Genomic DNA, 22,540 nt, shown 5'->3' with positions numbered 1-22,540 from the left:
ACTCCGTCGATGAGCTCACAGACGATCACCGCGGACGCCGCGGGCACCTGGAAACTCGGCGACCTGCCCGTCCACCGCGTCGGCTTCGGCGCGATGCGGCTGACGGGCAGCGCCGCCTTCCATCTCGGCACTCCCAGCGACCGCGACCGGTCGATCGCCGTCCTGCGCAAGGCGATCGACCTCGGCGTGAACCACATCGACACGGCCGCCTTCTACTTCTCGTCGCTGCGCTCCGCCAACGAACTCATCAACAGCGCGCTCGCGCCGTACCCCGACGACCTGGTCATCGTCACCAAGGTGGGCCCCCACCGGACCTGCGACGGGCAGTGGGGCACCTCGGCCCGCCCCGAAGACCTGCGCGGGCACGTCGAGGAGAACCTGCGCCAGCTCGGCCGCGATCACCTCGACGTGGTCAACCTGCGCCGGATGCCGAAGTGCGACTCGATAGCCGAGCACTTCGGCGCCCTCGCGGAACTGCGCGAGGCCGGGCTGATACGCCAACTCGGCATCTCCAACGTCGAGCCCCGCCATCTCGTGGAGGCGCAGGCCATCGCGCCGGTGGTCTGCGTACAGAACCGGTACGCCCTCGACCGCTCCGACCCCCGCACCGACGAACTGCTGCGGATCTGCGCCGAACAGGGCATCGCGTTCGTGCCGTTCTACGCCGTCGCCGGGGAGGGCGGCGAGCGCGGAGCCGTCACCGCCCACGACGAGGAGATACGCGCCGTCGCCCGCGCCCACGGGGCGAGCCCGGCGCAGATCCGCATCGCCTGGACCCTGCACCAGGGCCCGCATGTGCTCGCCATCCCCGGTACCGGCAACCCCGACCACCTCACGGAGAACGTGGCGGCGGGCGCGATCCGCCTCACGGACGGGGAGCTGGCACGGCTGAACGCGCCGCGCCCAGCGGCCGGTTGACCGGTCAGACCACCCAGGCCCCGTCCCGCATGAGATGCCGGCGCGGCAACTCGTGCACCTCGCACCAGGCTTGCACCGCGCTCGGCCGCACCCGGAAGAACGCGTACGACGCGTGGTCCTCGCGCGGGTCCCAGCCGGTCTTCGCGCGAAACGCCTCGGCCGCCGCCGACGGCACCTCGGGGAGCGTGAACGTCTCCACCTCACCGTCGACGAGCACGACGTCCCGGGTGTCACCGAAGGCCAGCCGGGCCCGCCGGCCGTCCCGCAGATTTCGGCCGGTGGGATTGGAAAGCCGTGTGCACAGCCACACGGCCTCGTCGTGCCACACGAACCAGAGCGGCACCAGGCACGGCACACCCTCGGTGTCCGCCGTGGCGACCCAGATGTCGATCTCCCGGTCCATACGGCTCAGGAGGTCGGCCTTGCGCTGCTCCGGGGTGCGGGGTGGCTCGGTGATCTTCATAACCGGGACGCTAGCGGGTGGCCGGGCGGACCGCCTCGGGCTGTGGGCGTAGGCCGCAGACCTAGGGCTCCGCAGGGCCGAGGTACTGCGCCCGCCCCTGTCCGTGCGACCAGTCGGCCGGTCCGTTCTCCGTCAGGACGACGAACACGTTCCTCGGCATCACGAGGTCGTTTTGCCTCCCAAGGGTGTTACGTATAACCTCTCCGGTCAACCACCCGCTCCGAGAGGTCCTGATGCGACGTATCGCCCTGGTCACCCTCGTCGTCGACGACTACGACGAGGCGATCCGCTTCTACACCGAGGCCATCGGGTTCCGGCTCGCCGAGGACGCTCCCCGGCCCGGCGGGTCGCGCTGGGTCGTCGTCGAACCCGGGAATCCGGGCACGGGCACCGGCCTGCTGCTCGCCCGTGCCGAGGGGGAGGCGCAGGCCGGCCGGGTCGGGGACCAGACCGGCGGGCGGGTCGGCTTCTTCCTGCACACCGACGACTTCGCCCGGGATCACGCCCGGATGACCGCCGCCGGCGTCACGTTCCTGGAGGAGCCGCGGCACGAACCGTACGGAACCGTCGCCGTCTTCCAGGACCTGTACGGCAACCGCTGGGACCTGCTCCAGCCCGCCACCGACTAGAACTCCGACTCCCACCCGTACGCACTGCCGAGGAACACGCACATGACCGCGCCCCGCATCGACACCGACACCCTCCGCCGGCTGCCCAAGGCCGTGCTGCACGACCACCTCGACGGCGGCCTGCGCCCCGCCACCGTGGTGGAGCTCGCGGACGCGGTCGGCCACACCCTGCCCACCACCGACCCCGCCGAACTCGCCGCCTGGTACTACGAGGCCGCCAACTCCGGTGACCTGGTGCGCTACATAGCCACCTTCGAGCACACTCTCGCCGTCATGCAGACCCGCGAGGGCCTGCTGCGCACCGCCGAGGAGTACGTGCTCGACCTCGCCGCGGACGGTGTCGTCTACGGCGAGGTGCGCTACGCCCCGGAACTGATGGTGAAGGGCGGGCTGGCGCTGCCCGAGGTCGTCGAGACCGTGCAGGAGGGGCTCGCGGCGGGGATGGCCAAGGCGGCGGCCGCGGGGACGCCCGTGCGGGTCGGGACGCTGCTGTGCGGAATGCGGATGTTCGACCGCAGCCGGGAGATCGCCGACCTGGTCGTGGCGTTCCGGGACGCCGGTGTCCTCGGCTTCGACATCGCCGGAGCCGAGGACGGCTTCCCGCCCGCCGACCACCTCGCCGCCTTCGAGCACCTGCGCCGCGAGAACGTGCCGTTCACCATCCACGCCGGGGAGGCCCACGGCCTGCCCAGCATCCACCAGGCCCTTCAGGTCTGCGGCGCCCAGCGCATCGGGCACGGCGTGCGCATCACCGACGACATCCCCGACCTCACCTCCGGCAAGCTCGGCCGTCTCGCGGGCTGGGTGCGCGACCGGCGTGTCGCCCTGGAGATGTGCCCCACCTCCAACCTCCAGACCGGCGCGGCGACCTCCATCGCCGAGCACCCGATCACCGCGCTGAAGGACCTCGGCTTCCGCGTCACCCTGAACACCGACAACCGGCTCGTGTCGGGTACCACGATGACCCGCGAGATGTCCCTGCTGGTCGAGCAGGCGGGCTGGACCGTCGAGGACCTGCGCACGGTCACGGTGAACGCCCTGAAGAGCGCGTTCCTCCCCTTCGACGAGCGGAACGCGCTGATCCGGGACGTGGTCCTGCCCGGCTACGAGGCCGCGCTCCGAAGGATTCCTCGCAGGTAGGCGGCCTGTCCGATGTGCTGGAGATCGTCGGACAGGACGCTGACCAGCCGGACGCCCAGGGTGACCGGCGGGTCCCAGCGCTCGTCGACGACGCGCTCCAGATCCTTGGCCGCCAGGCCGCGCAGGGCCGCCAGGGTCTGGTCGTGCACGGCGTCGTAGTAGCCGGTCAGCATCTCGCCGGAGTCGACCCGGACCTTGGCGACCTTGGCGGGGCTGTGGCCGTAGCCCGTGTCATGCCGGGGCAGACCGAGGCCGAAGCGTTTCTCCCAGTCCTGGGACAGCCACACCTGGTCGAGGCCGAAGGCGTCGGCGACGTGGTCGTCCTGGACACGGGTGAGATGCCAGACCAGCCAGGCGATGGAGTTGGTGTCGGGGGAGGGGCGGGCGCTCAGTTCGTCGGGTCCGAGGCCCTCGACGGTGGCGTGGACTTCTTCCCGGATGCGGTTGTAGCCGTCGATGAGGATGTCCTTCGCATGCATGCCTCCACCATGGCGCATCACCGCGCCCTGTGCGCCCCGGTTCGCACCCCGGTGGTCTCCGCGTGCGCGCCTGTTCTTCGGTGGCCTGTCACCGTCTTCGGTGGCGTGCTCGGCGGGTCTCGTGGTGCGCTCGACGTCTTCCGTGGTGCGCTCGGCGGTCGCGTGGCGTGCTCGGCGGGTCCCAGTGGCGCGCTCTCCGTGTCCCGGGGCGTGCTCGGCCTGTCCTGCGGTGCGCTCGCCGTGTCCCCCCCCGGGCGTGCCCGCCGTCTCCGGTGTCGCGCCTGTGGTGTGTGGTGCGCGCTCGCGGTCTCCGATGTGGCGGCCTGTGGTCTGCGCCTTACGTGCCCATGCCCTCTGGTGTCATGCCCGTGGCCCCCGGCGAGGCGCTCGCGCTCCCCAGTGCCGTGCTTGTGGCCTCCGGCGGGCCCCCCGCGGCCCCCAGCGACGTCCCCGTGGTCCCCGTCGACGCGCCCGTGGCTTCCAGCAGCGCCATCAGCGCCCGGGCCGCCGGGCTGGTGGCCTGCCGGGGCGGCAGCAGGGCCACCGTCTCGTAGACCGCCTCGCCGGTGCCCTTCACGGGCAGCGCGGTCAAGGAGGCGCGTTTGTGCGCGAAGTGCCGCGGCACGACGGCGACGCCGAGGTTCTCGTCGACCAGGTCGAGCAGGGTGTGCACGTCGTTCACCTCCAGGGCCACGGTCCGCCGTACGCCCGCGGCGGCGAACACCGTGTCGGTGGTGCGGCGCGGCCCCCAGTCCGGGTGGAAGTCGACGAACACCTCCCCGCCCAGCTCCTCCGGCGTGACGGCCGCACCGGCCGCGGCGAGCCGGTGGCTGGAGTGGCACAACAGTGTCATCGGCTCGCTGGTCAGCGGCACCGACCGCAGCTGGTCGCTGTCCGCCCGCGTGCGCACGGCGAACGCCAGGTCGAGCCGCCCGGCCGCGACGTCCTCCGCGAGGGCACCCGACCCGGCCTGCCGCAGACAGATCTCCACATCCGGATGCCGATGCCGGAAGGCGGCGAGCAGCCCCGCGACATGCACCCCGGCGATGCACTGCTCACTGCCGAGTGCGAGCATCCCGCGCAGGACGCCCTGCACCGCCGCCACCGCCTCGTGGGCGGCGCGCACCTGCGCCAGGATCCGCTCGGCCTCGCCGAGCAGCGCCCGCCCGGCCGGGGTGAGCGTCACCCGGCGGGTCGTGCGCACGAACAGCGGCGTCTGGAGCTCCCGCTCCAGCGCCCGGATCGAGGCCGACAGGCCGGACTGGGACACCAGGAGCCGCTCCGCCGCCCGGGTGAAGTGCTGGTCCTCGGCGACCGCGACGAAGTGCTGCAAGTGACGCAGTTCCATGACTGAGAAGCGTAGCCGCTGAATTCCATCGCATTCTTCTGTTGGACGCATGGGCGCAGGTCACGACAGAGTGGACACCGGTTTCCTCCCGACCGAGCCAACCCCTCTGGAGTCGCGTTGTACACCGCACACCCCGACCGCTACGCGGACATGCCCTACCGGCGCACCGGACGCAGCGGCCTGCAGCTCCCCGCGCTCTCGATCGGCCTGTGGCACAACTTCGGCCCGGACCGGCCGGTCGAGACCCAGCGAGCCATCCTGCGCCGCGCCTTCGACCTCGGCGTCACCCACTTCGACCTCGCCAACAACTACGGCCCGCCGCCCGGCGCCGCCGAGTCCGCGCTGGGCGGCTTCCTGAAGTCGGACTTCGCGGCCTACCGCGACGAGCTGGTCATCTCCACGAAGGCCGGATATCTGATGTGGCCGGGCCCGTACGGCGAGTGGGGTTCGCGCAAGTACGTGCTGTCCTCGCTGGACCAGAGCCTGAAGCGGATGGGCCTCGACTACGTCGACATCTTCTACTCGCACCGCCCCGACCCGCAGACTCCGCTGGAGGAGACGATGGGCGCGCTGCACTCGGCGGTGCAGCAGGGCAAGGCGCTGTACGTCGGTATCTCCAACTACTCGGCGGAGCAGACCCGCGAGGCCGCCCGCATCCTGGGCGAGCTGGGCACCCCGCTCCTCATCCACCAGCCGCGCTACTCGATGCTGGACCGCCGCCCCGAGGACGAGGGACTGCTGGACGCCCTCGACGAGCTGCAGGTCGGCTCCATCGTCTTCTCCCCGCTGGAGCAGGGCCTGCTGTCCGCCCGCTACCTCGACGGCATCCCGGAGGGCTCCCGGGCCGCGAGCGACAGCCCGTTCCTGAACTCCGACGTGGTCACCGAGGAGCTGGTGGGCCGGCTGCGCGACCTGAACGACATCGCCAAGTCGCGCGGCCAGACCCTCGCCCAGATGGCGCTGGCCTGGGTGCTGCGCGGCGGCCGGGTGACCTCCGCGCTGGTCGGCGCGAGCAGCCCGCAGCAGCTGGAGGACAGCGTCGGAGCCATCGCCAACCTGGACTTCGACGCGGACGAGCTGGCCCGCATCGACGCGGTCGCCAGGCAGTAGCCGCCCCCGCCTGTCCCCGGACGGCCGCCCCCGGGGACAGGTTCCACGAGACAGGGTGTTACGAGTTCTCGGAGCCGATCCGCTCCTCCAGGCGCACCGTCACCGTGTCGCCCGCCTCCTTGCCGATGGCCTTGCGGACGTCGGCCTTCACCGGCAGCTTGTGCGTGCCGTCGCCCAAGGCCATGAACGAGCTGCGGAACGGGTGCCCGTCGATCGTCCCGCGGACCTTGACCAGGCCGCGGGTGCCGAAGTACTCGGCCGACGGGGGCCAGACCAGGTAGGTCCAGCCGCCCTGGGCGGGGCTCTTGCGCAGGACCGCGGTGAATTCCGCGTCCAGTTTTCCGGTCGTGGCCATGGTGTCCTCCGGTGCTCGGGCGGCCTCTCCCTCACACAGACCGCCGGACACCGGAGAACTCATCGGCGCAGCCGGTCTCACGCTCCGGCGGGCACCCGGTCGAGGAACCCGAGCACGGCCCTGATCCGGCCCTGCTCGTCGAGCGTGATCACATCCGACCCGGCCACCGGCGCCGAGCCGTCGGCCTCGCTCACCAGCTCCCACGAGAAGCGCGCGATGTGGTGGTGCCCGTCAACGGCGCCGGCGAGCCGGAACACCAGCCCCGGGAACTGCTCGCGCGCCGCCGCGATCAGTGCCGCGATCTGCTCGTGGCCGGCGACATCGGCCAGGGGGTCGGTGTACCCGCCGTCCTCGGTCCAGGCGGCGGCGACCGCCTTCGCCCGGGCCGCCGGGTCCTCGGCGTTCCAGGCCTCGAAGTAGCGGGCGACGGCGTCCTCGTAGCGGGGTGCGGGTGCGGACATGGGCGATCAGCCTCCGAAGGTCGTGTGTGCTGGTCAGTCCCCGGATCACCGCTCGCGGCGGGCCGGCACGGACCACCCTGCCCGCGTCCGGCGGGACCGTCGATTACCTCCGGAGTCATCACCCCTGGCGACCGCCCGCAGCGTTTCGGCCAACTCGGGGTGTGAATATGCCAGGAGACTGGCCGGAAAGACATGGTGACAGTGTTTCAGTAGTGAACATACTGACCAGCGAGAGCGCTTCACATCGAGCGACGGCGCCCTCACGCACAGCACGCGAGCCGTAGGACGGGCAAGCCCGGGCAGGCGGGCAGGGCAACGGGGGAGGGTCACGTGCACGACGAGTTTCTGTGCCATGTCACGGCGTACGGAGTCTGCGACGGCCGCCGCATCGGGGTCCCGCTGGGCACCTACCGGGCGCCGACCCTCGCCCTCGCCCTGTGGTGGCTGCGTGACCGCGCCTCCTGGATCGCCCAGCGCCTCGACCCCAGGCCCGACGCCGAGCACTTACCGCCGGGCGCGCTCGTGCCGGTCGCCGAGACCGTGCCGGACGTGCCCACCCTGCTGCGCGCCTGGTGCGCCGATCCCGGCCAACAGGAGCGGGTCGCCGAGGAACTGGCGGCCGGACGGCTGGTGCGCATCGCCACCAGCGACGACACCACCGAGTACGAACTGCTCGCCGAGTCCGTGGACGCCCTGCGGATGCAGCGGACGGCTGCCACCCTGGGCGTCCCCGTGGCCTGAGCGGCTCGCCGAGTCATATATCAGGCAAATCGGTAGAATCTTGGTCATGGCGCAGTCGTCGGTAACACCAGAACTCGTCCTGGAGACCGAGACGGGCTCCACCGTGATGATCCCGGGCCGCGATTACCACGTCGGACGCGACCCGATGAGCGACATCGTCATCGACGACGACCGGGTCTCCTGGCACCACGCGGTCCTGAGACCCGACGACGGGCACTGGACCATCCAGGACGAGAACAGCACCAACGGCACCTACGCCGAGGGCCGCCGCATCCACGAGTGGGACGTGGGCCCCGGCAGCGTCATCCGGTTCGGCAACCCGGCCGACGGGCCGCGCGTGGTCCTGACGGGCCGCCCCGCACCGGCCCCGGAACGCCCCTCCGCCGTCTCCATGCCGGCCATGACGGGCACCTACCGGCAGCCCACGACCGTACGGCCGCTGCCCGCCCGCACGGTCCGCATCGGCCGCGCCACCGACAACGACCTGGTCATCGACGACCTGGTGGTCTCCCGCCGGCACGCCGAACTGCGCGCCCTGCCCGACGGGACCTACGAGATCACCGACCTCGGCAGCCACAACGGCACGTACCTCAACGGCAGCCGTGTCACCAGCGCCCCGGTCGGCCAGGGCGACATCGTCGGCATCGGCCACTCGGCGTTCTGCCTCGTCGGCGACCAGCTCCAGGAGTACGTCGACACCGGTGAGGTCTCCCTCGACGTGCAGGACCTCGCGGTCACCGTCGACCGGGGCCGCAAGACGCTGCTCGACCACGTGTCGTTCCCGGTGGGGGAGAAGTGCCTGCTCGCCGTCGTCGGCCCGAGCGGCGCCGGGAAGTCCACGCTCCTCAACGCCCTCACCGGCCAGCGGCCCGCCGACCACGGCACCGTCCTCTACGACGGCCGCGACCTCTACCGCGACTACGCCGAGCTGCGCCAGCGCATCGGCCTCGTCCCGCAGGACGACATCCTGCACGCGCAGCTGACCGTCCGCAAAGCCCTCTCCTACGCGGCCGAACTGCGCTTCCCGCAGGACACCGCCAAGGCCGAGCGGCGCGCCCGGGTCGACGAGGTGATCCGCGAACTGGGTCTGGAACAGCGCGCCGACCAGCACGTGCACAGCCTGTCCGGCGGTCAGCGCAAGCGCGTCAGCGTGGCCCTGGAGCTGCTGACGAAGCCGTCGCTGCTCTTCCTCGACGAGCCGACCTCCGGACTCGACCCCGGCATGGACCGCTCGGTGATGCACATGCTGCGCGGCCTCGCCGACGACGGCCGGACCGTCATCGTGGTCACCCACAGCGTGCTGAGCCTCGACGTGTGCGACCGGCTCCTCGTGCTCGCGCCCGGCGGGAAGATCGCCTACTACGGGCCGCCCGAGGACGCCCTGGCGTACTTCGGTTTCGAACAGTGGCCGGAGGCCTTCGAGGCCTTCGACCGGGACGCGGACCGGGACTGGGCCGGGGACTACAGCGCCTCGCCCTTCCACGGCCGGTACGTCGCCGACGCCACCGCCCAGCCCCAGCAGCCCCGGTCCGGGCCCGTGGTCATCGCTCCGCCGCCCCGGCCGCGCAGCCGGGCCGCGCAGCTCGGCACGCTGGTGCGGCGATACGCGGCCGCGCTCAGCGCCGACCGCACCTTCCTGATCATCATGATCGCCCTGCCGTTCGTGATGGGCATCATGGCGCGGGCCCTGGCGGGCGGCAAACTGACGCAGGACACCGCGATGAACGCCCTGCTCATCCTGTGTGTCGGCGCGGTGCTGACCGGGGCCGCCAACGCCGTGCGGGAACTCGTCAAGGAGCGGGTGATCTACCAGCGTGAGCGGGCGGTGGGCCTGTCCAGATCGGCGTACCTGATGTCCAAGGTCGTCGTCCTGGGCGTCATCACCGTGCTCCAGGCGGTGGTGCTCACTCTGGTCGCGCTGCTCGGCGTGGACCTCAACGCACCGGGCGGCGAAGGCGTGCTGATGTCGCCCCTGGTGGAGATCACGGTCGCCGTCGCCCTGCTGGCGTTCACGGCGATGATGCTCGGCCTGTTCATCTCCGCGCTGGTGCGCAAGGAGGAGGTGACGATGCCGCTGCTCGTGCTCATCGCCATCGTCCAGGTCGTCTTCTGCGGTGCCCTGCTGAAGCTGGACGGTGTGCCCGGGCTCGAGCAACTGGGCTGGCTGGTGCCCGCGCGCTGGGCGCTGGCCGCGATGGCCGGCACGGTCGGGCTGGCCAGGATCGTGCCCGACGATCTTACGAAGGACCCTCTCTTCGAGCACTCGGCGGGCACATGGCTGCTCGACGTGGGGATGCTGCTCGTGCTGTCGGCGCTCTTCGGCTTCCTGGTGTCCCGGCTGCTGCGCCGCCATGAACCGGCAGTGATGCGGAAGTAGGCAGCGCCTGTGACGACTCCTGGATTCCGGCCCACGCACGTGGTCCCGCAGAACGGGATGCCCGCCTGGGAGGCCCCCGACCCGTCCCGGCCCACCGTGAACCTGGACCCGCTGCTGCCGGTGCAGCTGCTGGAGCGGCAGGGCGACTGGGGGCACGTGCTGTGCTTCAACGGCTGGTCGGCCTGGGTCGACGGCCGCCGCCTGGTCGCCGTACCGCAGGATCCGCCCGCCGCGGACGGGCCGCTCACCCGCAGCGCCGATCCGCGTCCGCTGCTGAGCCGGGCGCAGGAGGCCCTGGCGCGCTACCGCTCCGCGGTCGAGGACCTCGCGGCCGGTTCGGACCGGGAGTCCTTCCACGCCCGCACCCACGGCCTGCGGGTCGGCGTCGTCGTCGACGGCGAGTCCGTGTGGCTCTACGACGCCGCGCACGGGCACTGGGTGTACGCCGACGGCACCCGGGCGACGACGTACGCGACGGACGAGACCCCCCGCTCCGACCCGCAACCCCGCCCGGTCGAGCCCCCGGCCCCGGCACGCACCCCGACCAGGGTCGTCCCCGCGGAGGCCATCGAGGAGCCGCCCCGCTCCGAGCAACCGACCCCTCCGGCCGAGGCACCGCCCACCCGGGCCGCACCACCACGGGCAGCGTCCCGCGGGGCCCCGGAGCCGACACGGGTGGTGTCACCGGAGGGCGCCGAGCCCCCTCGGGCCGTGCGGCCCGAGTCCGCCGAGCCGACGCGGTTCGTGCCACCCGAGGCTCCCGATCCCACGCGGGTGGTGTCATCGGAGGCTCCTGATCCTGAGGGCTCGCGGGCCGTGTCTCGCGAGGCTCCGGAGCCCACGCGGCCGGTGCCGCCGGGAGATGCCGAGTCCCCTGGGGCCGTGCCGTCTGGGTCCGCCGAGCCGACGCGGGTGGTGACTTCGGAGGCGTCCCAGCCTGCGCCGGCCGTGCCTGGCGAGGCTCCCGATCCCACGCGGGTGGTGTCATCGGAGGCTCCTGATCCTGAGGGCTCGCGGGCCGTGTCTCGCGAGGCTCCGGAGCCCACGCGGCCGGTGCCGGCGGGGGATGCCGAGTCCCCTGGGGCCGTGCCGCCTGGGTCCGCCGAGCCGACGCGGGTGGTGACTTCGGAGGCGTCCCAGCCGGCGCCGTCCGTGCCTGGCGAGGCTCCTGCCCCCACGCGAGTGGTGTCACCGGAGGCTTCCGAGCCTCCTCGGGCTGCGTCCCGCGAGGCGCCCGAGCGGCCACGGGGCGCGTCTGCCGAGGCCGCTGAGCCCACCCGGATCGTGTCTCCTCAGACGCCGGAACCGACGCGAGGCGTGCCCCCTGAGGCGCCGCCCACACGGGTCGAGCCCCCCGAGGGGGACGGTGACGCGGCTTCGGACGAGGAGGCGGGTGGGGCGGCCGAGGCGGCGCCCACGCGGATCGTGGGTGCCGAGCCCACCCGGATCGTGTCGCCCGAGGGTGACGTCCGTTGAGCCGCGAGACGAGCCTGTTCTCGGGGCGGCCCTCCGAGCTCATCGGGCAGCAGATCGCCGGGTACCGGATCGAGCAGGAGATCGGGCGCGGCGGCATGGCCGTGGTCTACCGGGCCCGCGACCTGCGTCTGGAGCGCACCGTCGCGCTCAAGCTGCTAGCCCCGGAACTCGCCCGCAACGACACCTTCCGACGCCGCTTCACCCATGAGTCCCGGGCCGCCGCCGCGATCGACCACCCGCACATCGTGCCGGTCTTCGAGGCAGGCGAGACGGACGGAGTGCTGTACATCGCGATGCGGTTCGTCGCCGGCAGCGACCTGCGTCATCTCCTGGACCGGGAGGGCCCGTTGCCGCCCGCCACCGCCGTACGCGTCGCCGCCCAGGTCGCCTCCGCGCTCGACGCCGCCCATGACCACGGGCTGGTGCACCGGGACGTCAAACCCGGCAACATCCTGGTCTCACGGGGCACCGACAGCGACCACCCCGAGCACGTCTACCTCACCGACTTCGGCCTGACCAAGAAGTCGCTGTCGCTGACCGGCTTCACCACGGTCGGCCAGTTCGTCGGCACCCTCGACTACGTCGCCCCCGAACAGATCTCCGGCAAGCCGGTCGACGCCCGCTGCGACGTGTACGGCTTCGCCTGTGTCGTCTTCGAGACCCTCGCCGGCCACCCGCCCTTCCTCCGGGACGACGACATGGCCCTGCTGTGGGCCCACCAGTACGACGACGCGCCGCCGCTGACCGAGTCCCGGCCCGACCTCCCGACCCAGCTGGACCCGGTGTTCGCCAAGGCCCTCGCCAAGCGCCCCGACGACCGCTACCCCTCCTGCCTGACGTTCGTCGCAGCCCTGCGCGCCGCGACGACCGGTGTCGGACCCGGCGCCGGGCCCGCCCCCGCCCGGATGGGCCGGCCGCCGGGGGAGGAGGGGCCGAAGCCGCCCCCGCGCTGGGCCGAACCGGTCTTCGTGCAGCGGACGTAGCGCGGCGACCGCAGCGCAGTCGGCGTCACTCCGCCTGCTCGGCACGCACCTCGCCCCGCCGCCGCACGTGCCGCGCCAGCAGCGCCCCGGCGAACCCGGTCAGCAGCCCCCACGGGACGGCCAGGCCCACGGCTCCCCACAGCCGGGGTCTGAGGAACAGCTCCCCCGCGAGTCCGCCGCCCAGGTCGCCGATGCCGAGCACGGACAGACCGAAGTGCGCGGAGACGCGCCCGACCAGGCAGATCATGAACACCGTGAGCACGAGCGCCAAGGCCATGTGCAGGGCGTGCTCCCAGGCCCGCACCCGGGCCGGCGACCGGGCCGCCATCACGAACGCGGCGGCGAGCAGCAGCACCACGTCGATGATCAGCAGCCACCACACCCTGCCGTCGTACTCGGCGAGAGTCCGCAGGTTCAGCTCGGAGATGTCCGGGGTGCGCAGCACCTCGTCGAGCACATGCGGCATCGGCAGCCCGAACGGCCCCTCCACCCGGCCGTTCCAGGTGGCGCCGAGTCCGATCGTCAGCGCCAGCCACACCAGGTTGGGCATGCCGAGCAGGATCACGGCGAACGTCTCCGCCGCGTGCCCCCGTGTCGCCGCGACGACCACGGCGACGACCACGCCGATGACGACGTAGGCGAGCAGCAGCGCGACCATCGCGTAGGCGGCCGGCCGCACCGAGGCCTGGAAGCGCAGCAGCCGGGCCGGCAACGGGGCGCCGCGCGACACCAGCAGGGCCAGCACCAGCACACCGGCCAGCCACACCACGCCGACGAACACGGACAGCGGTACGTCGGTGGTGAAACCGACCTTCGGTGAGGCGCCGAACAGATCGCCCAGTTCGCCCAGGTCGTCGTTCCCGAGGGAGATGTCGAACGTGTGGCGGGCGGTGAGGGTCAGAGCGATCAGCGCGAGCAGCCACAGGGCGGCGATCCTGGCGGCCCAGCCGGCCAGCTCCGCCGTACCGGTGACCGCGCGGTGCCGCAGGGGCCGCAGGAAGCCCCAGGCGATCACCAGTGCCCCGGTGAGCGTGACGGACAGGGGGATGACGGTCAGGCCCGCCTGCGTGTCGGCGAGGTCGCCCGCGCTTCCGGAGAGCTTCACGGCGCCGCCGACGGCGGTGGCCACGGTCGCCGCGACGACCGGTGCGAACGCGCCGTCCGGGAGGTCCGCCGCCCCGGCCGCCCACAGGCCCAGCGCGGCCACCACCGCCATGGCGAGCAGCCCGCCGAGCACCGTGACGAGGGCCTGCGGCCAGCCGTGGCGGGCGACGGCCCGCTCGCCGGAGGTACGTGCCTGGCCTGAGGAGGTGCGTGAACTCACGCTGTCACGCTAAGCAGCACCCGCGCCGGACGCCCCTCGGGAGGTCCGTCCGCGTCGGCTTGCGAGCCGTACGGAACAGGAGCACACAATGAACCCATAGTGAGAAAAGCGCCATACACCGGGATTTGTCGCCCGGCTGTGCGCAGGCCGCAGAGAACCCACGTGGGAAGAAGAGCTCGTGAGCGTCGAACCGCCGTCGTCCGGCCGCCCCACAGGGCCCCCGTCGGGCCCGCTGTCCGGTCCCTCCCAGCCGCCGCCGGGAGGCGGGCCGCCCTCCGAGCCGCCGAGCGGGGGAGGGCAGCCGCCTGAGCCCCGCCGCCCCTGGTGGGGGTCGGTACCCCGCGTGGCCCTGATCGCCACCGCCGTCGTGGCCGCCGTGATCCTGGCCGTGGTGCTCACCCGGCCCGACGGCGGCACCGGCGCGTCCGACGGCGGTACCAGCACGTCGGAGGGGGAGGTCTTCCTCCAGCCCGCGGCCGACACCGGTCCGGACCCGTTCACCGAGTCCACGGCGAAGGAGAGCTCGGCCTCACCGGTCTCGCCCTCACCCACCGAGCTGGCCACGCAGAACGCCGTCCAGGGCGTCCAGGGCGGAGCGCCCGGCCTGTACGGCGGCACCCGCAACGTCGCCAGCTGTGACGTGGAGAAGCAGATCACGTACTTCCAGGGCGCTCCGGACAAGCAGCGGGCGTTCGCCTCCGTCGCCCGCGTCGACCCGCCCGACGTCCCCGCCTACCTGCGCTCGCTCACGCCCGTCGTGCTGCGCATCGACACGCGCGTCACCAACCACGGCTACAGCGATGGCCGCGCGACCAGCTACCAGGCCGTCCTCCAGGCCGGCACGGCCGTCCTCGTCGACGACCGCGGCGTGCCCCGGGTGCGCTGCGCGTGCGGCAACCCGCTGTCCGCGCCGGTCGCCCAGCAGAGCGCGCCGAAGACGACCGGGGACGAGTGGCCGGGGTTCAAGCAGTCGAACGTCGTCGCGGTCACGCCCGCCCCCAAGCCGGTCGACGCCTTCATCGTGTGCGAGCCCGACGGCGAGTGGTTCAAGCGGCACCCGGGTGACACGGGCAAGAAGGACCGCAAGACCGAGAAGCCCGACAAGCCCTCGCCGTCGGTGAGCGTCACCACGCCGACGTCGCCGGCCGACACGACCTCGTCGGAGCCCCCCACGAGCGAACCGCCCGGCCCGGACACGGGAACGTCGTCGGAGCCGCCCGCCTCGGACCCGGGGACGTCGTCGCAGCCGCCGCCCCCGCCTCCGCCCGGGGACGGCACCGGGGGCGACACGACGGACCAGCCGCCGGCCTCCTGACGGAGCCCGGCTCACCCGGGCCGGCTCAGCCGGCACGAACCACCAGGGCGTAGTCGCCGAGACCGAGCAGGCGGTCGGCCGGCAGGTCGCCGTGGGCGGTGCGGACCGCCTCGATGCGGCCGGCCTCGGGTTCGAACACGACGTCCTGGACCGTGCCGAGCCCGTCGCCCGTCTCGGTGAGGATCCTGACGCCCGGCAGCTCGTGGTGCGGCGGCACCTCGGACGGGGCGGCGGCCGAGCGGACGAGAACGGTGTCCGGGCCGATGGCGTGCAGGGCACCCCAGGCCAGCACGGACTCCTTGCGGGAGTGCCTGCGGCGCACCCGGACGTGGGTGACCACACCGGCCGGGGCGTCGACCGTGAGCGCTGTCAGGACGCCGATCTCCTCCGCGTCGGCCAGCGTCCGCACCGGCAGCCCCCGGGCCTGCGAGAACAGCATCATGACGGTGTGCCCTCAAGGACTCTCAGGTCCCTCAGGTCCCTCAGGTCCCTCAGGTCCCTCAGGTCCCTCAGGTCCCTCAGGTCCCTCGGGCCCCTCATGGCCCTCGTGGAAGGCGCCGACCCGGGCGGCGAAGGCCGGCAGGTCGTCGGCCGCGTAGCGGATGGCGTCCGCCGGGACCACCAGCGTCCGGCCGGACACCGTGAGCGTCTCGCCGCGCGGCACGTACACCCGGTGCCGGCGCCGCCCGGAGCCCTGCGTCAGCGCCTTGCCCGCGGCGATCCGGAAGCCCACGACCCGCCCGCTGGTGCCGCCCTCGACGACCACGTCGAGCACCATGCCCACCTCTGCGCCCTCGTCGGTCAGCATCTTCGCGTGCAGCACCCGGCCCTGCTGGGCCGCGCGGCGCGCCACCGCGACGGGTGTGTCCACCAGCGCGCCGGCGTCGACGATCATGACCGCGTCATGGCCGAGAGAGTGCACGGCCGTCCAGGGCAGGCTCTGCTTCAGCGGGCCCGACAGCAGTCCCCGGCCGCTGAGCGTGAAGCCGGTGACCCGCGCGGCGGCGGTGTCGAAGACGGTGTCCTTGACCTGCGCGACGGCATCGCCGCCCAGGGTGACCACCGGCAGGGTCGTCAGGCTCCGTGCCGCCCTCAGTTCGTTCATCGCGCGACCTCCGCACCGCACGGGCCCGTACCGCGATGACCGTCCCCGGCCGTCGTCCGCCGGCCCCGGTTCCTGCCGGGTGCCCCGTGGACAGGGGACAATGCCCAGGGCACCGGACGGGCCGAAAACCTGCCAGGACTGCGAAGCCCGGCTCGGGGTACGAGCACTGTGCAGAGCGTCCGGCCGGTCCGGCTTCCCGGAGAGAAACGAATGATCGACCACCTGGACGGGGCAGTGATACCGACTGGTTTCGACGTGCCCGTGGAACCGCTGACGCGGGCGGCACACTACAGCGGCGAGCAGGGCTGCATCGCCGAGGCGCGGTCCTTCGCCGCGCTCTTCCTCGACCAGCTCAGGACCGAGTGGTGCGCACGCATCGACGACCGGGCCGGCGGGGCGGTCCAGCTCGTCGTGAGCGAGCTGGTCACCAACGCGGACCGGCACAGCAACGGGCCGTACATCCTCGAGCTCGTCGGCACGGACACCGCGGTGACGGTGTCGGTCTACGACAGCAGCTCCGCACTGCCCCGTATCTTCCCCCGCAACCCCGAGCGCGTCGGGCGGCACGGACTGGAGATCGTCCATGCGCTCGCGGAGCAGGTCAGCGTGGAGCGGGTGCCGGTGGGCAAGCGGGTGCGCGCCGTGCTGCCGCTCGCCGGCGAAACCGATCACTGAGCCGTCCACACCGATCACCGAGCCGTCCACCGACGCCCCCGGAGCCGGCACGGAGGCGGGTGCCGTCCCACTCCCGCGTGTGGGGACGGCACCCGCTGGTGTGCCGGCCGCGTCAGGCGCAGCCAAGCTCGCCCAGCATGCCCTCGCGCAGTCGCGTGATGATCCGCTTGATCAGGCGGGAGACGTGCATCTGCGAGCAGCCCAGCCGCTCCCCGATCTCCGCCTGTGTGGCCTCCTCCACGAACCGCATGTGGAGGATCTGCCGGTCCCGCTCGCTGAGCTCCGCCATCAGCGGGGCGAGCGAGTGGAAGTCCTCGACGAGCCGCAGCCCGTCCTCCTCCACGCCGATGAAGTCGGCCAGGACCGCCTCGCCGCCCTCGGGGCCGTCGCCGGTGAGCGCGGCGTCCAGTGACGACGAGTTGTACCCGTTGGCGGCGATCTGCCCCTCGACGACCTCCTTCTCGGAGATGTTCATCAGGGTGGCCAGTTCGGAGATCGTGGGTTCGCGGTCCAGCCGGCTGGCGAGTTCCTCGCGGGCCTTGGCCAGCTCCACGCGCAGTTCCTGAAGGCGCCGCGGCACGTGCACCGCCCACGTCGTGTCCCGGAAGAACCGCTTGATCTCACCGACGATGTACGGCAGCGCGAAGGAGGTGAACTCCACCTCGCGCGACAGTTCGAACCGGTCGATGGCCTTGATCAGACCGATCATCCCGGTCTGGACGATGTCCTCCATGTCGTCGCCGCGGCCCCGGAACCGGCCGGCCGCGAACCGCACGAGCGACATGTTCATCTCGATCAGCGTGTTGCGCGCGTACTGGTACTCGTGGGTGCCCTCTTCGAGTTCCGTCAGGCGCTGGAAGAACTGTCGGGACAGCTCCCTGGCGTCCCGTGGAGCCACCGACCGCGGATCCACGACTCCCGGCAGTGCTCCGTCACCCGTGCCGGCCTCCGCGTTCTCTTCGACGACCTGTGCCTGCGACCGGATCACGGCGGTCTCCATTACCTCTCCCATGAACGTCACGGCGGACATCTGCCTAGGTCCCTCCGGGTTGCGGGTACCCGGTTCCGTGCCACACATGCGCGGCCGTTGCGCATCCGGGGACCGGGCATGACCGGACCCCGGCGCGCGGGGCAGTGGCGGACGGACGTACGCAGGGGCCACGGCCTCCCAACACCGCCCGGACAGCGGCCCGTTCGGCGATTCCACCCAGAGCGGAATGCCGTCCCCTTCCCTTGGCGACCACGCCTCCTAGGCTGGAGAAGTGAGCAACCACGTGCCGAACGAAGCCCGCGTCATCCCCCTGCGCCCGTCCGGCGCGCGCCCCCAGGCCGCCCGCCCGGTCACCGCTCCGCCACGCCATGGGCCGCCGCCTCCCGCCCCGAAGGAGCCCCTGTGGCGCGACCTGGTCGGTGACGTGCTGCGGCGTGAACGTCTCGCGCAGGAGCGCACGTTGAAGGACGTCGCCGACGCGGCACGGATCTCCATGCCGTACCTGTCGGAGGTGGAGCGGGGCCGCAAGGAGGCCTCCTCGGAGGTCCTCGCGGCCGCCGCCCACGCCCTCGGACTGGGCCTCGGTGACCTGTTGTCGAGGGCGCAGGGCGAACTGACCCGCGTCACCTCGCGGTACACGGGCGGCGGCCGCCGCGGGGCGTCCGTCTCGTCGCACGACGGACTGTGCATGGCCGCCTGAGCCCGGTGGGCCCGCCGGCGTCTCAGACCCGCACGAGACGCCGGCTGAGCACCTCGTCGGCCAGTCCGTAACTCACCGCCTCCTGCGCGGTGAACACCTTGTCGCGGTCCATGTCTGCCCGCAGGGTCGCCACGTCGTGGTGGGTGTGCCGGGACAGCACCTCCTCCACCTGGGAGCGGATCCGCACCATCTCCTTGGCCTGCAGCGCCAGGTCGGAGACCATGCCGCGCTGCCCGCCGGTCGCCGGCTGGCCGAGCAGCACGCGCGCGTGCTCCAGCACGAACCGCCGCCCGGGGTCCCCGCCGGCCAGCAGGACGGCCGCGGTGGAGGCAGCCTGCCCGACGCAGCACGTCGAGATCGGCGTCCGCACGTACGACATCGTGTCGTAGATGGCCATCAGGGACGTGAACGAGCCGCCGGGGGAGTTGATGTAGACCGAGATCTCGCTCTCCGGCGCCGACGACTCCAGATGGAGGAGCTGCGCGATGACGACGTTGGCGACGCCGTCGTCGATCTCGGTGCCGAGGAAGATGATCCGCTCGTTCAGCAGCCGGCTGAAGACGTCGAAGGACCGCTCGCCCTGCGGGGTGCGCTCGATGACGTTCGGAATCGTGTAGCTCCCCATCACTGCAGCCCCATCCTGCGTCGCGTCGTGGCCGGGCGGACGTCGTCGAGGGATTCCACGACCCGGTCGACCATGCCGTACTCCCTGGCCTCCTCGGCCGTGAACCAGCGGTCCCGGTCGCCGTCCCGGGAGATCGTCTCCGGGCTCTGGCCGGTGTGCTCGGCGGTGATCCGCTCGATGGTCCGCTTGGTGAACTCCAGGTTCTCCGCCTGGATCTCGATGTCGGCGGTGGTGCCGCCGATGCCCGCCGACGGCTGGTGCATCATGATCCGCGCGTTCGGCAGGGCGTAGCGCTTGCCCGGCGCGCCGACGCTGAGCAGGAACTGGCCCATGCTGGCGGCGAAGCCCATCGCCAGCGTGGAGACGTCGTTCGGGATGAGCCGCATCGTGTCGTAGATGGCGAGTCCGGCGTGCACCGCCCCACCGGGGCTGTTGATGTACAGGCTGATGTCGGTGCGCGGGTCCTCGGCGGACAGGATCAGCAACTGGGCGCAGACCCGGTTCGCGGAGACCTCGTCCACCTGGGTGCCCAGCAGCACGATGCGCTGCGCGAGCAACTGGGCGGCCAGATGGTCGTCGAACCGGGTCGGAGGGGTGTCGCCCTCCTCCGCCCGCGGGGCGAGTGTCGTGAGTGGAGTCATCGGTTCTCCTCGTCGTGGCGAGTCGTGGCAGAAGGCCCGCGGACGTGCTGCGGACGTGCCGTCGACTCCACTCTTGACCTCGGGCGATGCCCGCAGACCGATTCTCTGCCGTCGGCAGATCCGCTCCCGGCAGAGCATGCCTTCGTACAGCCGGTGTTCGAACGGGGGCCGGGACGCCGCTCCGCCGAAATGCCGCCCGCCCGGCCGATGAGTTTCCCGGCGTGGACCGGTCGACACAGATGACGGCGATCCACGCTCCGGGAGGTACTCATGGCATCCGACGGTTTCACCACGTGTCTCTGGTTCGACGGCCAGGCCGAGGAGGCCGCACACTTCTACGTCTCGGTCTTCAAGAACTCCAGCATCGGAAAGACCGCCCGCTACCCCGAGGGAGCGCCCCAGCCCGCCGGCAGCGTGATGACCGTCGAGTTCACGGCCAACGGCCACAGGTTCCTCGCACTCAACGGCGGCCCCCAGTTCACGTTCACCGAGGCGGTCTCCTTCATGATCTTCTGCGAGGACCAGGAGGAGATCGACTATTACTGGACCAAGCTCACCGAGAACGGCGGCGAGCCCGGCCCGTGCGGCTGGCTCAAGGACCGGTTCGGGGTGTCCTGGCAGGTCGTCCCCGACCGGCTCGATGCCATGATCACCGACCCGGACCCGGCGAAGGCGGCCCGGGTGACCCAGGCGTTCATGGCGATGAGCAAGTTCGACATCGCGACCCTGGACAGGGCGTACGCCGGCGAGTGACGCGCCCCGGGCAGGGGCGGAAACTCCTTCCGCCCCTACCGGGACTCGGCCAGGATCTCCCCGATCACATGCCGCGAGTTCTCCGCGACCGGCGGGTTGGTGTCCCAGTAGTACGGCAGTGCGATGACCGCGATCGACAGGGCCCAGCCCCGGCCGCGCGCCCACTCGGCCTCGTCCGCGCCCACGGCCTCGCGGAAGACGCCGCGGACCTCGGCGGGCAGCAGACACCAGGCGCTGATGAGGTCGACGGCGGGGTCACCGACCCCTACCGTGCCGTAGTCGATCACGGCCGCCAGCCGTCCGTCCCTGACCAGCAGGTTCCCGGCCATCAGATCGCCGTGCGCCCAGACGGGCGGTCCGGCGTGCTCCGGGGCGCGCAGGGCCCGCTCCCACAGGTCCGTCACCGCCCCGGTGTCGATCCGCCCCGTCAGTTGCGCGAGCGCCTCCCGCATGAACCGGTCCCGGGTCGCCAGCGGCACACCCCGGTAGCCGACCGGGCCCTGCGCCGCGTCGATCCGGCGCAGGGCGGTGACGTACGCCCCCAGATCCTCGGCGAGCAGTCCTGGTTTCTCCAGCGTGCCGGGCACCGGATTGCGGCCGTCCAGCCAGCTGTACACCGCCCAGGGCCACGGGAAGCCGTCGCCGGGCTCGCCCCGACCGAGAGGCTCGGGCGCGGCAGCGGGCAGCCCGGAAGCCAGCCGGGGCAGCCAGCGCAGCTCGTGCGTGATGCCCTCGACGGCGCGGGGATGCCGGGGGAGCCGTACGACCTTGTCCGCGCCGAGGCGGAACATGGCGTTCTCCGTCCCGGAGGACTCCAGGCGCCGCAGGGGCAGCCCGGCCCACCGCGGGAACCGTCCCGCGACCAGCCGGCTGACGAGCGAGACGTCGATGTCCACTTCGTCCTCATGCATTCGCACCGCGCACATGGCGCCATTCGAGCGGTCAACTCGCCGACTGTCGAATGGTTTTCGTGATCTCCCGGGCGATGCGCAGGATGCCGGGGGAGCGGACCGGGCAGGGTTTCGGCGTGGACGTCGTGGGCGCCAGGCAGAAGTGCAGGTAGTCGTCGCCCCGGTGCAGGGCCGTCCGGTCGCGGGACGGCTGAGTGCAGTAGTCGGGATGGGCCCGCTCGTAGGCGGTGCACGGCAGGTACTGCGTCCAGGCGTAGCGGTCCGAGCCCGGACTCACCGCTTTCCCGGCGTCGGCGACGATGCCGCCCGTCGTGGCGGCCAGCCGCTCGTACAGCCCGTTCACCCGGCGCACCCGGTCGGGCGTGATCGGGTCCGGGCCCTGGAGCACCCACACGATCCTCGGCCGGTGGGAGCCGCCGGCCGTCGAGATCTGCTCGACGAGTTCGCGCGCGTCGGCCTCGTACCGCCGGAAGTACCGCTCCCGCGAACCGTCGTACGTGATCCCGTCCATGCACCAGGTGAAGTCCCAGGCGTTGCCCCAGAACTGCAGCACCACGAAGTCCGGACGCAGTGACCGCACCAGGGCGGCCGCCTTGGCCCGGGCCGGGACGAGGGACCGCTCGGCCGTGCCCTCCAGATAGTCGCACAGCGTGGTGCCCGAGTAGGGGGCGCTCGTGTACTTCGCGCGCAGGTCCCGGCGCAGCTCCTGGCCGAGGACCTTGTGGTTCTCCGTGGCGAGCGAGTCGCCGAGGTACAGCACGGTGGGCGCCTTCACCGGGGCCCGGACGCCGGGTGAGGCCGGGGCACGCTGGTGCCTGGTCGCGGACACCGCCGGAGCGGACGGCGGGGGAGTCCCGGGCCCGGACGACGGATCACCGCACGCACCGAGCAGCAACGCCGCCACCAGCACACCCACGATCCACGGTCTGCGCATACGGCAACTCCCGCCCCGGGCCGGTGAAACGGCTCACCAGGCAAGCACAGCCGGGCCCCGGGGGGAAGACACGCGTCGGCCATGGA

Annotated in this window: 25 protein-coding genes; 12 read left to right on the top strand and 13 right to left on the bottom strand. The window is 72.2% G+C overall.

Features of this window, described 5'->3' with window-relative positions; translation table 11 throughout:
- Positions 1 to 9: 9 nt before the first annotated feature.
- A complete protein-coding gene (locus tag AC07F0_RS30680) occupies positions 10 to 918 on the top strand; it encodes an oxidoreductase (RefSeq protein ID WP_478983269.1) in 909 nt (302 codons plus the stop codon).
- A 4-nt stretch (positions 919 to 922) separates the two neighbouring features.
- On the opposite strand, the gene AC07F0_RS30675 is transcribed toward AC07F0_RS30680, so the two are convergent.
- Entirely contained in the window at positions 923 to 1,381 is a 459-nt protein-coding gene (locus AC07F0_RS30675; RefSeq protein ID WP_478983268.1) for a pyridoxamine 5'-phosphate oxidase family protein, read from the bottom strand.
- Between the two features lie 233 nt (positions 1,382 to 1,614).
- Here AC07F0_RS30675 and AC07F0_RS30670 point away from each other — a divergent pair, with 233 nt between their 5' ends.
- Positions 1,615 to 2,010: a VOC family protein gene (locus AC07F0_RS30670; protein WP_478983267.1), complete on the top strand. Its 396-nt coding sequence runs from the start codon at positions 1,615 to 1,617 to the stop codon at positions 2,008 to 2,010.
- Between the two features lie 42 nt (positions 2,011 to 2,052).
- Entirely contained in the window at positions 2,053 to 3,150 is a 1,098-nt protein-coding gene (locus AC07F0_RS30665; protein ID WP_478983266.1) for an adenosine deaminase, read from the top strand.
- Here the strand turns inward: AC07F0_RS30665 and AC07F0_RS30660 are convergent.
- Together AC07F0_RS30660 and AC07F0_RS30655 are read right to left on the bottom strand one after the other, a co-directional pair.
- Positions 3,114 to 3,629: a mycothiol transferase gene (locus AC07F0_RS30660; protein WP_478983265.1), complete on the bottom strand. Its 516-nt coding sequence runs from the start codon at positions 3,627 to 3,629 to the stop codon at positions 3,114 to 3,116. The genes AC07F0_RS30665 and AC07F0_RS30660 overlap by 37 nt on opposite strands.
- Positions 3,630 to 3,966: 337 nt before the next feature.
- Positions 3,967 to 4,977 (bottom strand): LysR family transcriptional regulator, encoded by a 1,011-nt coding sequence (locus tag AC07F0_RS30655; protein ID WP_478983264.1) that lies wholly within the window; start codon positions 4,975 to 4,977, stop codon positions 3,967 to 3,969.
- Positions 4,978 to 5,094: 117 nt separating this feature from the next.
- On the opposite strand from AC07F0_RS30655, the gene mgrA reads away from it, so the two are divergent.
- A complete protein-coding gene (mgrA, locus tag AC07F0_RS30650) occupies positions 5,095 to 6,087 on the top strand; it encodes an L-glyceraldehyde 3-phosphate reductase (RefSeq protein ID WP_478983263.1) in 993 nt (330 codons plus the stop codon).
- 58 nt (positions 6,088 to 6,145) lie between these two features.
- Here mgrA and AC07F0_RS30645 read toward each other — a convergent pair whose 3' ends face one another.
- Positions 6,146 to 6,442 (bottom strand): DUF1905 domain-containing protein, encoded by a 297-nt coding sequence (locus AC07F0_RS30645; protein WP_478983262.1) that lies wholly within the window; start codon positions 6,440 to 6,442, stop codon positions 6,146 to 6,148.
- Positions 6,443 to 6,519: 77 nt separating this feature from the next.
- Positions 6,520 to 6,903 (bottom strand): nuclear transport factor 2 family protein, encoded by a 384-nt coding sequence (locus tag AC07F0_RS30640; RefSeq protein WP_478983261.1) that lies wholly within the window; start codon positions 6,901 to 6,903, stop codon positions 6,520 to 6,522.
- A gap of 330 nt (positions 6,904 to 7,233) precedes the next feature.
- Between AC07F0_RS30640 and AC07F0_RS30635 the strand changes: the two genes are divergently transcribed.
- From AC07F0_RS30635 to AC07F0_RS30620, 4 genes are read left to right on the top strand one after another with little or no spacing between them, the layout of a single operon-like run.
- On the top strand, positions 7,234 to 7,644 hold the full coding sequence (locus AC07F0_RS30635) for a hypothetical protein (protein WP_478983260.1): 411 nt from the start codon (positions 7,234 to 7,236) through the stop codon (positions 7,642 to 7,644).
- 46 nt (positions 7,645 to 7,690) lie between these two features.
- On the top strand, positions 7,691 to 10,021 hold the full coding sequence (locus AC07F0_RS30630) for an FHA domain-containing protein (RefSeq protein ID WP_478983259.1): 2,331 nt from the start codon (positions 7,691 to 7,693) through the stop codon (positions 10,019 to 10,021).
- A gap of 9 nt (positions 10,022 to 10,030) precedes the next feature.
- A complete protein-coding gene (locus tag AC07F0_RS30625) occupies positions 10,031 to 11,497 on the top strand; it encodes a hypothetical protein (RefSeq protein ID WP_478983258.1) in 1,467 nt (488 codons plus the stop codon).
- The gene (locus AC07F0_RS30620; protein ID WP_478983257.1) at positions 11,494 to 12,480 is read left to right on the top strand and encodes a serine/threonine-protein kinase; all 987 of its coding nucleotides are present in this window, start codon (positions 11,494 to 11,496) and stop codon (positions 12,478 to 12,480) included. The genes AC07F0_RS30625 and AC07F0_RS30620 overlap by 4 nt, the downstream gene beginning before the upstream one ends.
- A 25-nt stretch (positions 12,481 to 12,505) precedes the next feature.
- Here the strand turns inward: AC07F0_RS30620 and AC07F0_RS30615 are convergent, their stop codons facing one another.
- Positions 12,506 to 13,804 (bottom strand): streptophobe family protein, encoded by a 1,299-nt coding sequence (locus AC07F0_RS30615; RefSeq protein ID WP_478983256.1) that lies wholly within the window; start codon positions 13,802 to 13,804, stop codon positions 12,506 to 12,508.
- Between the two features lie 178 nt (positions 13,805 to 13,982).
- On the opposite strand from AC07F0_RS30615, the gene AC07F0_RS30610 reads away from it, so the two are divergent.
- Positions 13,983 to 15,119 carry a DUF6777 domain-containing protein gene (locus tag AC07F0_RS30610; RefSeq protein ID WP_478983255.1) on the top strand — a complete coding sequence of 379 codons (1,137 nt, stop codon included), beginning with the start codon at positions 13,983 to 13,985 and terminating at the stop codon, positions 15,117 to 15,119.
- Positions 15,120 to 15,144: 25 nt separating this feature from the next.
- On the opposite strand, the gene AC07F0_RS30605 is transcribed toward AC07F0_RS30610, so the two are convergent.
- Together AC07F0_RS30605 and AC07F0_RS30600 are read right to left on the bottom strand one after the other, a co-directional pair.
- Positions 15,145 to 15,561, bottom strand: a complete 417-nt coding sequence (locus AC07F0_RS30605; protein ID WP_478983254.1) for a PRC-barrel domain-containing protein — start codon at positions 15,559 to 15,561, stop codon at positions 15,145 to 15,147.
- Between the two features lie 12 nt (positions 15,562 to 15,573).
- Positions 15,574 to 16,224, bottom strand: a complete 651-nt coding sequence (locus AC07F0_RS30600) for a PRC-barrel domain-containing protein (RefSeq protein ID WP_478983253.1) — start codon at positions 16,222 to 16,224, stop codon at positions 15,574 to 15,576.
- Positions 16,225 to 16,434: 210 nt separating this feature from the next.
- Between AC07F0_RS30600 and AC07F0_RS30595 the strand changes: the two genes are divergently transcribed.
- Entirely contained in the window at positions 16,435 to 16,899 is a 465-nt protein-coding gene (locus AC07F0_RS30595; RefSeq protein ID WP_478983252.1) for an ATP-binding protein, read from the top strand.
- A 112-nt stretch (positions 16,900 to 17,011) separates the two neighbouring features.
- On the opposite strand, the gene AC07F0_RS30590 is transcribed toward AC07F0_RS30595, so the two are convergent.
- Positions 17,012 to 17,899: an RNA polymerase sigma factor SigF gene (locus tag AC07F0_RS30590; protein WP_478983316.1), complete on the bottom strand. Its 888-nt coding sequence runs from the start codon at positions 17,897 to 17,899 to the stop codon at positions 17,012 to 17,014.
- A 262-nt stretch (positions 17,900 to 18,161) separates the two neighbouring features.
- Between AC07F0_RS30590 and AC07F0_RS30585 the strand changes: the two genes are divergently transcribed.
- On the top strand, positions 18,162 to 18,590 hold the full coding sequence (locus tag AC07F0_RS30585; RefSeq protein WP_478983251.1) for a helix-turn-helix domain-containing protein: 429 nt from the start codon (positions 18,162 to 18,164) through the stop codon (positions 18,588 to 18,590).
- 22 nt (positions 18,591 to 18,612) lie between these two features.
- Here the strand turns inward: AC07F0_RS30585 and AC07F0_RS30580 are convergent, their stop codons facing one another.
- Together AC07F0_RS30580 and AC07F0_RS30575 are read right to left on the bottom strand one after the other, a co-directional pair.
- Positions 18,613 to 19,215 carry a ClpP family protease gene (locus AC07F0_RS30580; RefSeq protein WP_307179464.1) on the bottom strand — a complete coding sequence of 201 codons (603 nt, stop codon included), beginning with the start codon at positions 19,213 to 19,215 and terminating at the stop codon, positions 18,613 to 18,615.
- Positions 19,215 to 19,856, bottom strand: a complete 642-nt coding sequence (locus tag AC07F0_RS30575; protein ID WP_307179465.1) for an ATP-dependent Clp protease proteolytic subunit — start codon at positions 19,854 to 19,856, stop codon at positions 19,215 to 19,217. The genes AC07F0_RS30580 and AC07F0_RS30575 overlap by 1 nt, the downstream gene beginning before the upstream one ends.
- 270 nt (positions 19,857 to 20,126) lie before the next feature.
- On the opposite strand from AC07F0_RS30575, the gene AC07F0_RS30570 reads away from it, so the two are divergent.
- Positions 20,127 to 20,609: a VOC family protein gene (locus tag AC07F0_RS30570; protein WP_478983250.1), complete on the top strand. Its 483-nt coding sequence runs from the start codon at positions 20,127 to 20,129 to the stop codon at positions 20,607 to 20,609.
- Positions 20,610 to 20,644: 35 nt separating this feature from the next.
- On the opposite strand, the gene AC07F0_RS30565 is transcribed toward AC07F0_RS30570, so the two are convergent.
- Both AC07F0_RS30565 and AC07F0_RS30560 read right to left on the bottom strand, forming a co-directional pair.
- The gene (locus tag AC07F0_RS30565; protein ID WP_478983249.1) at positions 20,645 to 21,520 is read right to left on the bottom strand and encodes an aminoglycoside phosphotransferase family protein; all 876 of its coding nucleotides are present in this window, start codon (positions 21,518 to 21,520) and stop codon (positions 20,645 to 20,647) included.
- A gap of 31 nt (positions 21,521 to 21,551) precedes the next feature.
- Entirely contained in the window at positions 21,552 to 22,454 is a 903-nt protein-coding gene (locus tag AC07F0_RS30560; protein ID WP_478983248.1) for an SGNH/GDSL hydrolase family protein, read from the bottom strand.
- Positions 22,455 to 22,540 lie beyond the last annotated feature (86 nt).

The organism is Streptomyces sp. NPDC045955 (assembly GCF_056430805.1).
The sequence above is the reverse complement of the archived record's forward strand: the minus strand, read 5'-3'. Positions and strand labels throughout refer to the sequence as shown.